Origin of the sequence: Aquicoccus sp., assembly GCF_041686535.1 — a bacterium.
In the GTDB taxonomy this organism is placed as follows: domain Bacteria; phylum Pseudomonadota; class Alphaproteobacteria; order Rhodobacterales; family Rhodobacteraceae; genus Aquicoccus.
Map to the genome: position 1 here is coordinate 1 of NZ_JAWLDS010000019.1, position 14,326 is coordinate 14,326.

12 protein-coding genes are annotated in these 14,326 nt (G+C 66.8%); 3 read left to right on the plus strand and 9 right to left on the minus strand.

Features of this window, described 5'->3' with window-relative positions; genetic code table 11:
• Positions 1-134: 134 nt before the first annotated feature.
• Together ACESL9_RS06580 and pdeM are read left to right on the plus strand one after the other, a co-directional pair.
• Positions 135-2,552, plus strand: a complete 2,418-nt coding sequence (locus ACESL9_RS06580; protein ID WP_372614191.1) for a ligase-associated DNA damage response DEXH box helicase — start codon at positions 135-137, stop codon at positions 2,550-2,552.
• A gap of 29 nt (positions 2,553-2,581) precedes the next feature.
• On the plus strand, positions 2,582-3,244 hold the full coding sequence (gene pdeM / locus ACESL9_RS06585) for a ligase-associated DNA damage response endonuclease PdeM (RefSeq protein ID WP_372614192.1): 663 nt from the start codon (positions 2,582-2,584) through the stop codon (positions 3,242-3,244).
• 43 nt (positions 3,245-3,287) lie between these two features.
• On the opposite strand, the gene ACESL9_RS06590 is transcribed toward pdeM, so the two are convergent.
• From ACESL9_RS06590 to ACESL9_RS06620, 7 genes are all read right to left on the minus strand, one after another.
• Positions 3,288-3,989, minus strand: a complete 702-nt coding sequence (locus ACESL9_RS06590) for a LytTR family DNA-binding domain-containing protein (protein WP_372614194.1) — start codon at positions 3,987-3,989, stop codon at positions 3,288-3,290.
• 190 nt (positions 3,990-4,179) lie between these two features.
• Positions 4,180-5,097: a bifunctional methylenetetrahydrofolate dehydrogenase/methenyltetrahydrofolate cyclohydrolase FolD gene (folD, locus tag ACESL9_RS06595; protein ID WP_372614196.1), complete on the minus strand. Its 918-nt coding sequence runs from the start codon at positions 5,095-5,097 to the stop codon at positions 4,180-4,182.
• Positions 5,098-5,184: 87 nt separating this feature from the next.
• Positions 5,185-6,861 (minus strand): formate--tetrahydrofolate ligase, encoded by a 1,677-nt coding sequence (locus ACESL9_RS06600; protein ID WP_372614198.1) that lies wholly within the window; start codon positions 6,859-6,861, stop codon positions 5,185-5,187.
• 150 nt (positions 6,862-7,011) lie between these two features.
• Positions 7,012-7,611 carry an MOSC domain-containing protein gene (locus ACESL9_RS06605; protein WP_372614200.1) on the minus strand — a complete coding sequence of 200 codons (600 nt, stop codon included), beginning with the start codon at positions 7,609-7,611 and terminating at the stop codon, positions 7,012-7,014.
• Positions 7,612-7,710: 99 nt separating this feature from the next.
• Complete coding sequence (locus ACESL9_RS06610) at positions 7,711-10,305, minus strand: peptidoglycan -binding protein (protein WP_372674629.1); 2,595 nt, start codon at positions 10,303-10,305, stop codon at positions 7,711-7,713.
• A gap of 3 nt (positions 10,306-10,308) precedes the next feature.
• Positions 10,309-11,535: a biopolymer transporter ExbB gene (locus tag ACESL9_RS06615; RefSeq protein WP_372614204.1), complete on the minus strand. Its 1,227-nt coding sequence runs from the start codon at positions 11,533-11,535 to the stop codon at positions 10,309-10,311.
• A 104-nt stretch (positions 11,536-11,639) separates the two neighbouring features.
• On the minus strand, positions 11,640-12,170 hold the full coding sequence (locus ACESL9_RS06620; RefSeq protein WP_372614206.1) for a gamma-glutamylcyclotransferase: 531 nt from the start codon (positions 12,168-12,170) through the stop codon (positions 11,640-11,642).
• Positions 12,171-12,237: 67 nt separating this feature from the next.
• On the opposite strand from ACESL9_RS06620, the gene ACESL9_RS06625 reads away from it, so the two are divergent.
• The gene (locus tag ACESL9_RS06625; protein ID WP_372614208.1) at positions 12,238-13,230 is read left to right on the plus strand and encodes a DUF2125 domain-containing protein; all 993 of its coding nucleotides are present in this window, start codon (positions 12,238-12,240) and stop codon (positions 13,228-13,230) included.
• A gap of 71 nt (positions 13,231-13,301) precedes the next feature.
• On the opposite strand, the gene ACESL9_RS06630 is transcribed toward ACESL9_RS06625, so the two are convergent.
• Positions 13,302-13,508: a hypothetical protein gene (locus tag ACESL9_RS06630; RefSeq protein ID WP_372614210.1), complete on the minus strand. Its 207-nt coding sequence runs from the start codon at positions 13,506-13,508 to the stop codon at positions 13,302-13,304.
• A 92-nt stretch (positions 13,509-13,600) separates the two neighbouring features.
• Positions 13,601-14,194 (minus strand): extensin family protein, encoded by a 594-nt coding sequence (locus tag ACESL9_RS06635; RefSeq protein WP_372614212.1) that lies wholly within the window; start codon positions 14,192-14,194, stop codon positions 13,601-13,603.
• Between the last annotated feature and the right edge of the window lie 132 nt (positions 14,195-14,326).

Here is a 14,326-nt window from a genome sequence, read left to right on the forward strand (position 1 = left end):
CACCACCCGGCCCCGCACACCCCGGCAGCCGGGCGGCAGCCGGGCGGCAGCCGGATGTCACCCCCCCGATTTTCGGCCCCCAACCGGCGTTAACCCCCTCGCACGCCTGAGCAACCTGACTTAAACATCCGCCCATGCACGCCCTGCCCGCCCCCATCGCAAAGTGGTTCGCCACCCGCGGCTGGTCGCCCCATCCGCATCAGGCCGACATGCTCGCACGCGCCGGCGACCCGGCCACGCTTCTCATTGCGCCCACCGGTGGCGGCAAGACTCTCGCTGGCTTCCTGCCCACGCTGGCGGAACTCGCCCAAGCACCGCACAAGGGCTTGCACACGCTCTATATTTCCCCGCTCAAGGCGCTCGCCGCCGACATCAAGCGTAACCTTCTGGGCCCGGTCGAGGAGATGCGCTTGGCCGTCCGCATCGACGATCGTTCCGGCGACACCACCCAGACCCGCAAGAAGGCCCAGCGCGCCGACCCGCCGCATATCCTTCTGACCACGCCCGAAAGCCTCGCATTGCTGCTCTCCTACCCCGATGCGCCACGAATTTTCCAAACTCTGCAACGGGTTATCGTCGACGAGATCCACGCGCTCGCCGAATCGAAACGCGGCGATCAGCTCTTCCTCGCCCTCTCGCGCCTGCAAGCCCTGGCCCCCGGCCTGCGCCGCGTCGGCCTCTCGGCCACGGTCGATGACCCGGCCGCGATCGCCACGCTGCTGGCCCGGCACCCCGATCCCTGCGCGATCCTGGCGGCCGATCCCGGCCCGGCGCCGCAGATCGAGATGCTCGAAACCACCGAAGCCCCGCCCTGGTCGGGCGGCGGCGCATCCTATGCCATCCCCGCCGTGCTGGACGAGGTGCGCCGCCATCGCACCACGCTCATCTTCCACAACACCCGCGCCCAGGCGGAGATTTTCTTTCACAATCTGTGGCTTGCCAATGACGAAGGGCTGCCCGTCGGCATCCATCACGGCTCGCTCGCGCGCGAAAGCCGCGAACGGGTCGAGGCGGCGATGGTGCGCGGCGATCTGCGCGCCATCGTCTGCACCGGAAGCCTTGATCTCGGGCTCGACTGGGGCGATGTCGACCTGGTGATCCAGGTGGGCGCGCCCAAGAACGTCAAGCGGCTGGTCCAGCGGATCGGGCGCGCCAACCATCGCTACAACGCGCCGTCCAAGGCGCTTCTGGTGCCTGCCAACCGTTTCGAGGTGGTCGAATGCCGCGCCGCACTCGGGGCCGCCCGCACGGGCGATCTCGACGGCGCGCCGCGTGGGCCCGGCCCGCTCGATGTGCTCTGCCAACATATCCTGATTCGTGCCTGCGCCGGTCCGTTTACCGCCGATTCACTTTTTTACGAGATCCTCACCGCCGGGCCATACGCGACTCTCTCTCGCGAAGATTTCGACGCCTGCCTCGATTTTGCCGCCACCGGCGGATACGCGCTGCGCGCCTATGACCGCTGGCAGCGATTGATGCTGCGCGACGGGCAATGGCAGCTGCGCGATCCCCGCGCCGCTTCGCGCATCCGCATGAATATCGGCACCATCCAGGACAGTGAATTGCTCAAGGTCCGACTCGGGGGCCGCGGCAAGCCGCTGGGCGAGGTCGAAGAGGGCTTCGCCGCATCGCTCAGCCCCGGCGATACCTTCCTGATCGGCGGGCGCGTCGTACGCTTTGACGGCTTGCGCGAACTCACCGTCGAGGTCTCGCCCCACACCGCCAAGTCCCCGAAGATCGCGGTGTTCTCGGGCACCAAGTTCGCCACCTCCACGCAGCTTTGCCAGCGTATCCTGGCCATGCTCGGACAGGAGGACTGGCCCGACCTGCCCGACCACACCCGTGACTGGCTGCACCTGCAACGCAAGGTCTCGCGCCTGCCCGAACCGGGCCGGCTGCTCGCTGAGAGCTTCCCGCATGACGGGCGCGAACATCTCTGCCTCTACGGCTTTTCCGGGCGCAACGCGCAGCAGACGCTGGGCCTTCTGCTGACCAAGCGGATGGAAGAGACGGGGCTTGCCCCCATGGGCTTCGTCTCTACCGATTACGCCACGCTGATCTGGGGGCTTGACCCGGTCCATGATGCCGCAGACCTTCTTGATATCAATGCCTTGCGTGACGGTCTCGACGGCTGGCTCGCGGGCAACGCGGTGATGAAACGCAGCTTTCGCGCCGTTGCCACCATCGCCGGGCTGATCGAACGCATGAGCCCCGGCGCCCGAAAATCCGGGCGGCAGGCCACGTTTTCCTCCGACATCCTCTATGACACGCTGCTGAAATACGACCCCGATCACCTGCTGATGCGCGTCACGCGGGCCGAGGCAATGCGCGGCCTCGTCGATTTCGCCCGCATCGAGGAACTCGCCGACCGCACCCGGGGCCGCATCGACACGCTGCGCCTGCCCCGCGTCACCCCGCTCGCGGCACCGCTCCTGCTCGAAGCCGGGCGCGTGCCCGTCAGCGGCAGCGCCGACGAGCGCCTGCTGGCCGAGGAAACCGCCCGCCTCATGAAACAGGCAGGTCTCGATCAGAACGGCAAAATCCCCTTGTAGATCCGTCGCGAAACCCGCACCAAAACCGTATGAACGCCCATGCCTTCACCCTTGCCGGCGCCGAGTTGCAGGCCCGCGGTTCCGGCGCGCTTTTCTGGCCCGCGCAGAATCTCTTGTGCGTCTCCGACCTGCACCTTGGCAAATCCGAACGCATGGCGCGCCGCGTCGGCGCCACCCTGCCCCCCTATGACACCGCCGAAACACTGGCCCGGCTCGATGCGGATCTTGCCGAAACCCGCGCCGAAACCGTCATCTGCCTTGGCGACAGCTTCGATGACCGAGACGCCGCCCACGCCCTGCCCAATGCCGAAAAGATATGGATTTCAAGGCTCCAGGCCGGGCGCCGCTGGGTCTGGATCGCGGGCAACCACGATCCCGGCCCGCTCGACCTCGGTGGTGCGCATCTCGCCGAACTGCCGCGCGGCCCGCTCACCTTTCGCCATGTCGCCCGGCCCGGCCAGGCGGGCGAGGTCTCGGGCCATTACCACCCCAAGGCCCGGATCACCCTGCGCGGGCGCACGATCTCGCGCCCCTGTTTCCTGATCGACGACGCCCGCGTGATCCTGCCCGCCTATGGCACCTACACCGGCGGGTTGCGCAGCAGCTCAGAGGCGCTGGCGGCACTCATGCGCCCCGGGGCCGTCGCCATCCTCACCGGCCCGTCACCACGTCCGGTGCCGATGCCACGCTAAAGCGTTCCGCCCTATGCATGCCCCGCGAACAAGGCGGAACGCGTCAGGGAATGTCGATTCCCGCCGCCTCCAGCGCCGGGCGATACCTGCGGGTCAACGGCACCTGATCGCCATTGCACAGCACGACCTGCCATTTCGCAGCACCTGCCCGCTCCACCCGCTCGATCGCCTCGCGTGCAATCCAATGCGAGCGATGGGTGCTGTAGCCCTCGATCGGCTCCATCTCGCGAATCGCGTCGCTCAACCGCATGCGCAGCATTTCGGTGCCCTCCGTCGTGACCACCTCGACATGATGGTCCTGCGCCGAGAGCCGCAGGATCGGGCCGCGCCTTTCGCGCGGCAGGCGCTCGGCAAGCCGGGGCAGCATCTCCTCGTCAGGGCACAGGGCCGGCTCGATCCGCACCGCCCGCCGAAAGCCCAGCAGAACCAGGCTGATTGCCAGGACATGCCACGCGACTGTCACGACCGAAGGTGGCCCCATCACCCCGGCGCCCGGCATCTTCGGCGCGAGCCAATGCACCATCAGGGTAATCACCGGCACGATCACCACCAGATGAACCGCTTCCAGAAGCCATGTGCGCCCGGTCGGGACGAGCGACTCTATCCACACCCGTATCCCCCGCCCCACCGCGATCGAAAGCCCGACGAAGACCATCCAGAACATCGCACGCTGAGAAAGGGTCATCGCCTCATAGGTGCCGAACGGCCCGGCCAGTGTTGCGACTACACCGATCACCATCCACATGAGCAGGCTGACCGGAGAACAAATCCGTGAAATGAAATTGCGCACTTGAACCCGATTGAACCAATACCGTCGTTTCAGGCACGCCTCTCATGTCGCGCCCGAACGGGGATGTAGCGCAGGCAGCCGGGTCTGCACAACCCCACGGTGATGCGACTTCACGTCTCTCCACCAATGGCCGGTTCACGTGAGCTCAGGCGGTCAGGCCCTCGGGCTCGGACAGCCCGTGCATCCGGCAACAGGCGGTCACGGTATTGGCCAGCAGACAGGCAATGGTCATCGGTCCGACACCGCCCGGAACCGGCGTAATGGCCCCGGCTACCTCGGCGCAGCTTTCGAAGTGGCAGTCGCCCACGAGCCGGGTCCTGACGCTGCCGTCGTCGTTCCGGCCCTTTTCCGGCGCGTCGACCCGGTTGATGCCGACATCGATCACCGTCGCGCCGGGCCTGATCCAGTCGCCCGTCACCATCTCGGGCCGGCCCACCGCCGCCACCACGATATCGGCACGCCGCGTGACCTCCTCGATCTCCTTCGTGCGGCTATGCGCGATCGTCACCGTGCAGCTGTCGCGCAACAAGAGCTGCGCCATCGGCTTGCCGACGATATTGCTGCGCCCGACCACCACCGCGTTCATCCCCGACAGGCTGCCATGGTGGTCACGCAACATCATCAGGCAACCCAGCGGCGTGCAGGGCACCATCGCCTTCTGCCCCGTCGCCAGCAGGCCGACATTCGAGATGTGAAACCCGTCCACGTCCTTTTCCGGCGCGATCGCGTTGATCACCAGATCCTCGTCGAGATGCGCCGGAAGCGGCAACTGCACGAGGATCCCATGCACCGCCGGATCGGCATTCAGTTGCACGATCAGGTCCAGCAACTCGCCTTCGCCGGTGCTCGCATCAAGCCGATGTTCATAGGAGTTCATCCCCGTCTCGACCGTCTGCTTGCCCTTCGAGCGCACATAGACCTGGCTGGCCGGGTCTTCCCCCACCAGGACCACCGCCAGCCCCGGGGTCACCCCGTGCACCTGCTTGAGATTCGCCACGTGGCCCGCCACCTTCTCGCGCACCACGCCCGCGAATGCCTTGCCGTCAATGATCTGCGCGCCCATGGCCCTGCCCTTTCATCTTGCCCCAAATACTCCCGCCGGAGGCCCGGCCAGGCCCGGCTCGATGCCGGGTCTGGCCGTTTTCCAGCCTCAGAACAAGCCCTCGATCTGCCCCATGTCATTGAGCCCGATCTCCAGCGCCGCGGGTTTGCGCGGCAGGCCCGGCATGGTCATGATCTCGCCGCAGATCACCACCACGAACCCGGCCCCAGCCGACAGGCGCACCTCGCGCACCGGCACGCTGTGCCCGGTGGGCGCGCCGCGCAGGTTGGGATCGGTCGAGAAACTGTACTGCGTCTTGGCCATGCAGACCGGCAGGTGGCCGAACCCCGCGTCCTCCCACTGTTTAAGCTGGTCGCGGATCTTCTTGTCGGCCAGAACCTCGTCGGCGCGATAGATCGCCGTGGCGATACGCTCGATCTTCTCGAAAAGGCCCATGTCGTCACGGTAAAGCGGTGCGAACTGGCTCACGCCGCTCTCGGCGATCTCGGCCACGCGGGTGGCCAGCTCCTCGGTGCCTTCCGACCCCTTGGCCCAATGCTGGCACAGGATCGCCTCCGCGCCTTGCGTGGCCACGTAATCCTTGACCGCCTGCACCTCGGCATCGGTGTCGGTGACGAAATGGTTGATCGCCACCACCACCGGCACGCCGAACTGCTTGAGATTGCCGATATGGCGCCCGAGGTTGGCACAGCCCTCGTTGACCGCGTCCACGTTTTCCTCTCCCAGGTCGGCCTTGGCCACGCCGCCATTCATCTTCATCGCCCGCACCGTGGCGACAAGCACCACGCAATCGGGCGCCAGCCCCGCCTTGCGGCACTTGATGTTCATGAATTTCTCGGCCCCTAGGTCCGCGCCGAACCCGGCTTCCGTCACCACGAAATCGGCCAGCTTGAGCGCCGTCCTGGTGGCAATGACCGAGTTGCAGCCATGCGCGATATTGGCGAACGGCCCGCCGTGCACGAAAGCGGGGTTGTTCTCCAGAGTCTGCACCAGGTTGGGCTGCATCGCATCCTTCAGGAGTACCGTCATCGCCCCGTCCGCCCCGATATCGCGGCAATAGATCGGCTCGCGCTCGCGGGTATAGGCGACGATGATATCGCCCAACCGCTTTTCCAAATCGTCGAGATCGCGCGCAAGGCACAGGATCGCCATGACCTCGCTGGCCACGGTGATGTCGAACCCGGTCTGGCGCGAGAACCCGTTCGGCACGCCGCCCAGCCCCACCACGACATCGCGCAGCGCCCGGTCGTTCATGTCCATCACCCGGCGCCAGACGATCCGGCGCTCGTCAATGCCAAGCTCGTTGCCCCAGTAGATATGGTTGTCGATCATCGCCGACAGAAGGTTATGCGCGCTGGTGATCGCGTGGAAATCGCCGGTGAAATGCAGGTTCATCTCTTCCATCGGCACGACCTGCGCATAACCGCCGCCCGCGGCGCCCCCCTTCATGCCAAAGCACGGCCCGAGGCTCGCCTCGCGGATACAGATCGCCGCCTTCCTGCCAATCCGGTTGAGCCCGTCGCCAAGGCCCACGGTGGTCGTGGTCTTGCCCTCGCCCGCGGGCGTCGGGTTGATCGCGGTCACGAGGATCAGCTTGCCATTCGCATTGCCCTCGACGCTGTTGATGAACTCCTGGCTGACCTTGGCCTTGTCATGCCCATAGGGCAGCAGGTGATCGGCATCTATGCCGAGCTTGGCACCGATCTCCTGGATCGGGCGCTTGCTGGCGTCGCGGGCGATCTCGATGTCGGATTTATGGCTCATGGGGCGCGGACCTCTCTGATGGCGCTTCGTATGCGTGTCTGGTTTCGCTCTTACGCGTCCAATCCCCGCAATGGCTGCGCGAATCCGACATAATCGCCCCCGCTTGCGTCGGTCTTGCCCGGGGGTCGTTTCCGATCGGAAAATACCCCCCTACCCGCGCCTTGCAACCTCCAGATGCTCCCACGTCCGCTGATCGGGCACGTGCAACCGCATCGCGTCGCCAAGCCGAAGCGCACCGGGCCGCTCGACCCATGCGGTGACACCGCGCCGCCCCTCGGCCGCCCGCTTGAACGCCCGTCCGAACCCGGGATGCACCGCCTCGATTTCCTTTGCAGGCAACTGGCAGGGCCGGTTCTCCATATCCACGACCAAGGTCGCCCCACCCGGCGCCTGCAAGCGTGACGACGGCGGCAGGTAGGTGAAATCCGGCAACCCGCGCAGCACCAGCGACGCCCCGAGGAGCCCCGGATCAAGCCGATCCAGCCCCATCTCGGCGGCAACCGCCTCTAGCTCCTCCTGCGACAAGACCGAAAGCTGGCGCACATTGGCGATCTCGGTGCCCCTGGGATGCTGATCCAGCACGCGCGAACACGACGCGCGCGTCACCCCGCCATGCGCCTCGCCCTTGATGCCACCCCAATCGAGCGCCACCGCCTCCAACGGCTCCGCCGCCAGCGCCGCGTCGCGATCCGCAACCCGACCCAGCCACATCACCTCACCGAAAAACTCCGTCGCCTTCAATGCCGGCATCGCGCGCCCTCCTTCGACCCGGCCATACCCTGCGACGCGCGCCGCGCCGGCACAACCGCGAACCTGTTTCTTCCTGGCCTGAAATTCACCGCCCGGTCATCACCGCTCGGTCAGTTTCAACTCGATCCGCCGGTTCTGCGCCCGCGCCTCGGGATTGTCGCCCGGGGCCACGGGCTGGAACTCGCCGAACCCGTTGGCCGACAACCGGAACGGCGGCACGCCCAGCTCATCGGCCATGTAACGCACCACCGAGAGCGCCCGCGCCTGGCTCAGCTCCCAGTTGTCCTCGAACTCCGCACCGGATATGACCGGCACGTTGTCGGTATGCCCGTCGACCTGGATCACCCAGTCGATCTCCTCCGGAATATCCACCGCCACCTCGGTCAGCAGACCGGCAACGCGCGCGATCTGGGCCTCCCCTTCCTCCGACAAATCCGCACTGCCGGGCGCGAACAGCACTTCGGAGGAGAACACGAACCGGTCGCCTTCGATCCGCACACCCTCTCGCCCTGCAAGGATTGCGCGCATCCGGCCGAAGAACTCGCTGCGGTATTGCTCCAGGTCCTGCTTCTCGGCCTCAAGCCGGGCCTTTTCCTCGGCCAGCCGCCGCGCCTCGGCCTCTTCCAGCTCGCGCCGCTTGCGCTCTTCCGCCGCCGCCCGCGCCAGTGCCGCGTTGAGATCGCGGCCAAGCGTCTGAACCTCGACATTCGCCGCCGCCTCACGCTCCTTGTAATCGTCCAGCAGCGCCTGAAGCGATCCCAGTTGCGAGCGCAGCGCCGCAACCTGCTGGTTCAAGAGCGCCTGCCGCCGCTCTGCCTCGGCCGCCTTTTCCTCTTCCCCGGCCAGTTCGCGCCGCGCCGCGGACAGAAGGGCCGCACGCTCCTCCACTTCGCTCATCGCCTCCTCGGCCTCCTGTTCCGCGGCCCGTTTCGCGGCCAGCGCCCGCGCGAGTTGCCGGCGAATATCCTCGCGGTCGCTCATCGCCTCCTCGGTCGACTCCTTTTCCGCCAGTGCAGCTGCCAGCCGCCGCCGCAGATCGCCGATTTCGCCCTGTGCCGCCTCGGCGTCCTGTTCCGCCTCGGCTGCCTGCTTGGCCAGCTGCGCCTCCGCCGCTTCGAGCCGCTCGGCCAGATCGGCGCGCGTGGCCTCGCTCTCTTCGCGCCCCTCGCGGGCCTCGGCCAGTGCTGCCTGCGCGGCGGCCAACCGCTCCTCGAAACTGCGCCGCTCCTCCGCCTGCCCCTCGCGGGCCTCAGCCAGCGCGGCCTCCGCTGCCGCCAGCCGCGCCTCGAGCCCCGCGCGCTCGGCGTCAAGCTCGGCCTCGAGCCCCTCGGCCGCGTCGCGGCTGCGCGCCAATGCCGACTCGAGCGTGGCAACCTGTGCCGCCAGCGACGCCGCGGCACCGCCACGATCATCCGCCTCGGCCTGCGCTTCGGCCAACGCCGCCTCGGCCTTGGCCAGCCGCTCGGCCCAGCTTTCCTCGCGCGCGGACAGTTGCGTTTCCAGCTGCGCGGCCTGCGCCTGTGTGTCCACCAGTGCCGCCTCGAGCGTGGCCAGCCGCGCCTCCAGCGTGCCCGCCCGGCCGCGTGCGCTCTCCGCCTCGGCCAGCGCCTCCGCCAGCGCCGCTTCGAGCGAGTCGATCCGGTCCGCCTGCTGCGCCGCCTCTTGCTGGGCGTCCGACAACGCCTGCTGGCGGTCCTCCCCGGCCAGCAATGCCGTTGCCAGCGCCATTTCGAGTTCGTCGATCCGAACCGCCCGCTGCGACGCTTCCTCTTCCACTTCCGAAAGCTCTGCCTGCGTCTGCTCACCCTCCAGAAGCGCCGCGGCGAGCCGCGCCTCGAGCGCCTCGCTCGTCTCCTCCGCCGCCGCGAGAAGTGTCAGCGTCTCTTCTGCGCGCCGACGCTGTTCTTCCAGCGCCAGGGTCATCGCGGTCAGTTCCGTGTCGGCATTCTCCAACCGCTCGCGCAACGCCTCTGCCGCTGCCGCCTCGGCCAGCCGCGCCTCCTCTTCCTCGCTCAACCGCTGTTCAAGCTCGTCCCTCTCGGCCACGAGCCCCGCTTGCGCGCTTTCCAGATCGGCCTTTTCGCTGCGCAGCGAATCAACCAATGCCTCGAGCGCCTCGCGCCGCGCCGCGGCAAGGCGCGCGGCCTCCTCTCCGGCGTCGATCTCCTCGCGCGCCTGCGCCAGTGCAAGGTTGAGCGCCTCGCGCTCGCTCACGAGCTCGGCCTCGCGATCCTCCAGCCCGGAAATCCTTTCCCGGTCCTCGGCCTGTTCCGCCAGAAGCCCCGCCACCTGTTCCTCGAATGTTGCGATCCGCCCCCGCGCGGTCTCAAGCTCTCCCTGCGCGGTCTCAAGCTCCGCCCCCAGAGCCGAACGCTCGGCCCTGAGCCGCTCGATCACCGTGGCCTGCCGCTCGGCCTCGGCCTCGGCGGTCTCGATCGTGTTGGACAATTCGCTTTCAAGCTCGGCCGCGCGGCGCTGTTCGACGCCCAGCGCCTGCGCCAGCGCCGTCACCTCGGCCGACAGCGTATCGAGTTCGGTTTCCTGCCCGCTGATCGTCTCGCGCAGCACGAACTGCACCAGCATGAAGATGGTCAGCACGAACATCAAAACCAGCAAGAGGCCGGTCATCGCATCGACGAAGCCAGGCCAGATCGAGGCCTGGAACCGCTGCCCTGTGCGCCGCGACAGCGCCATGGCCTACTCCTCTCCCTCCCGGTCGCGCTTCTGCTCGGGCGCCAGCTTCAACGTGCGCACCGGTCGCGTTCCCCGCCGCTCCAGGACCCGCACAAGCGCGTTGATGTCGTTGCGCAGCTCGGTCATGGTCTCGTGGCGCCCGGCGCTGATCTCTTCGAGAATGCGCAGCATCTGCACGTCGATCGACCTGAGCCGCATCCGGCTCTCCGCGTCGATCCCGCCTGCCTCCTGTTGCGGGCGGTTCTGCATTTCGTAAAGTATCGCCTCCTGCCCCTCGGCCACGCGCATCAACGCCGTATGCACCGGGTTCTGGTCGCTCATCCGATAGGTCATCCGCTCGATCGCATCGGCCAGCGTGCCCAGCTTCTCGTCCACCATCGCCCGGCTCATGTCGGACTGGGCGAACATCTGCTGCATCTCTTCCATCTGCTCGGCCATGTGATCCACGAGCCCGGCCAGAACCGCCTGTTCACCGCCATCCCCGTCCTGGTCGCCACTGGCAAACCCCAGCCGGGTGATCGACGACAACCATTCCTCCAACTCGCGGTAGAACCGGTTCTGCCCATGCCCGGCGAACAGCTCCAGCAGGCCCACGATCAACGAGCCTGCCAACCCCAGAAGCGACGAGGCAAAGGCCACCCCCATGCCCCCCAGCTGGGTCTCGAGCCCGCCCATCAACCGGTTGAACACCTCGACGCCCTGCTCGCCCTCCTCCGGGGCAAGGCTGCGAATGGTGTCCACCACCGCCGGCACGGTCGTGGCCAGACCATAGAACGTTCCCAGAAGGCCAAGGAAAATCAGCATGTTGACGATATAGCGCGTGATCTCGCGCTCTTCGTCGATGCGCTGCGCCACCGAATCGAGGATCGACCGGGCCGAGGACGAACTGATCTGCATCCGCTGGCCCCGCCCCCGCAAAAGCGTCGCCAGCGGCGCCAGAAGCTGCGGGGCGCGCACCCCGTCGACCTCGGCCTGCCCGCTGGCAAAGGACTCGATCCAGCGCACCGACCGCGACATCTGGAACACCTGCCAGAAACAGGCCAGCACACCGATGACGAATACGAAGAAGATGAACCCGTTGAGATAGGGGTTGGCGGTAAAGACCGGCATCACCCTTGGCAGGGCGAAAAAGATCCCCACCCCGGCCAAGCCCAGCACGACCAGCATCATCACGATCTGGCGCACAGGGTGGGAAAACTGCGGCTCGGCCTCGCGGTCCGGCTGGTCCATCTGGACGGTTCCTGACACGTTGTTTCGTTGAGCGCCAATGATAGGGGTTCACCACGCCCAAGCCAAGGAATATTGATGTTTCAGTGCGGCTTGTCTGCCGTTCCTCACGGCACCTGGTGATAATTGCGAACCCGCCGCGCCAGCCATTGAAGATCGGGGTCGTGAATGCCCATCTCGTCGAGATGCATCACCGTGTTGACCAGGTATTCATCGTTGGGTCCCATGCCCCCCTCGGCCCCCGCGATGATCCGCGCCTGCTCCTCCAGATCGAGCCCGCCGCAATACTGCCCATGCGCGGCATCGACCACGTAGCACAGTGCCTCGACCTCGCCGCCATCCTCCAGCATGACCGGCAGGCGCCGCTCCAGATAGGCCGCGGACACCAGTTCGCGTTCGCGCAGGTAATCCAGCGTCGCGTCCTCGTGCCCCGGCTCCACCCGCAGCGCGATCCCGTCGCACCACGCCCTTTCGGTCGCATCGAGCGCCAGCACGAGCCCCGGACGTTCAGGCGTTCCGCGATGATGGATCGAGCGCATGCAGAACGTGCGCGCATAGCCCGTCAGCCGCGCCTGTCGCCGCTCGGCCAGCGGGAAACCCGGCTTCCACATCAATGATCCGTATCCGAACACCCACATGCTCTGGCCCTTTCTTCTGCGGGGCAGTAAACAGCACGTCGCGGCTCGGACAACAAGGGGGCGACGCGTGAAACGTCTGTTGATATTCATCATCGTCGCCGGGCTGGGCTGGTCGGGCTATTGGTATGCCGCCATGACCGGCACCCGCAGCGGCTTCGAGACATGGTTCGAGGCACGCCGCGCCGAGGGCTGGCAGGCCGATTACACCGATCTCGCGATCCGCGGCTTTCCCAACCGGGTCGATGCCACCTTCGAGAACCCTGCGCTGGCCGATCCCGACAGCGGGCTCGCGTGGTCGGCCCCGTTCTTCCAGATCTTCGCGCTCACCTACCGGCCCAACCATGTCATCGCCGCCTGGCCCGAGACCCAGCGCCTCTCGACCCCGCTGGCCCATTACGACATCACCAGCAAGGACATGCGCGCCAGCCTGGTGACCGAGGCCGCGCCTTCTCTGCCACTGGAACGGATGAACCTTGTCGCCGGTGCCATGGCGATCACCACAAACACGGGTGCGGTCTCCACGCTCGACGGAGTGCAGGCCGCAGTGAACCGGCTGCCCGGCGCCACCTCGGCCTATCGCTTCGCAATCAACGCCGACGGCCTCACCCCCGACCTCCCCGACCGGGTCAATCTGCAAGCCGTGCCACGACGCCTCGACGCGCTGCGCGCCGATATCGAAGTGGAGTTCGATGCAGCCTGGGATCTCTCGGCGCTGTCCGAGGCCCGCCCCCAGCCCCGGCGCGTCCGGCTCAGGCTGGCCGAGGCGCGCTGGGGCCAGCTTGAACTCAAGCTCGCCGGAACGCTCGATGTGGACCGTGGCGGACGGCCTTTCGGCCAACTCACCGTCAAGGCACAGAACTGGCGCGACATCCTCATGCTCGCCCGCGACATGGGCTGGATCGGATCGGGCTGGAGCGAACGCCTCGAACAAGGGCTGTCCCTCGCGGCACAGCTTTCCGGCAATCCCGAAACCCTCGACATCCCGCTCGACTTCGCCAATGGCCGCGTCTCGCTCGGCCCGGTCCCGCTCGGCCCCGCCCCGGTGCTGCGTCTCAGGTAAGGATTGGCGCCGCGCTGGCGCGCGTCGCTCAGTGGCGGGGGCCTCGCTGCGCTCGGCCCCCGCCACATAGTTCACCTGGGTTCATTCACACTCGCCGCTGCGCCATTGGCAAGCCCGGGCCAATGAGTATTTTTGCCAAGAAAGAACACATGCACGCCCATGCTCTTTCTTGGTAAAAAATACTCGAATTTCCAACCGGGACAATTTTCCCGGGGCGTGTCGCCGAGCGGTGCATTGATCAATTTTTCCTTGACCGATGCCGCGGCGCGGCGGTGCATGCCCGGCAGCCGGGGCGCAGCCGAAGATCACCCCCCTTGTTCGCGACACATGGTGACGCGTTAACTACGGGGCGCGGTGCGACAACATGCCATTAACGGCAGTATGTCCCCGAGCGATAGCGCGCCGTGTCGAAATGGAAATGATCGCGGTGATAGCGGTCGGCCTCGGGGCCGAGGACGGTCCCAAAGGGGCCACAGGCGCGCGCATGCATCTGCTTGAGCGCACGTCCGCGCCAGCCCTGGCTCCAGTGGTTCAAAACATTGATTTCGCGCCCGTTTTTCAACTTCACGCCCGCCACGTCAATGGCCCGCCCCTTGCCATGTTCCGAGATTTTCGTCCCGGTCTTGCCGTTGCGCGTCCGGCAGGCATAATGCGCCGCGACCCGAATTTCCGCTGCACCGCCGCCACGCTTGCCGATGGCGGGTTTCATCCCCGATTCCACCCATGTCTTCAAGGCCTTGGCCGTGGTGCAATCGACCACCGCCCGCTGGCTCAGCGTGACACCGGCCACCGAACGCAACCTTACCGCATCCTTAACCCCGCATCCGCCAATCTTGCCCGGCACACGCCCCACCGTCTCGCCCTGAATTGCCGGATCGCCACACACCATGCCACGTCGAATCGCCCGCTGACGCTTGGACGCGAAAAGCCGCACCCCCTCGCCACGCGGCTTCGGACGCAACACGCGCCCAAGGCCCCGCTGCCTCTGCGGTTCGGCCCTGGCCGCCGGTATATCGCCCTCGACACGCGCCACCGGGCGCTGTGATGATTCGGGCGCATTGGCACATGCGCCTAAAGGCGAAACGATAGAAACAAG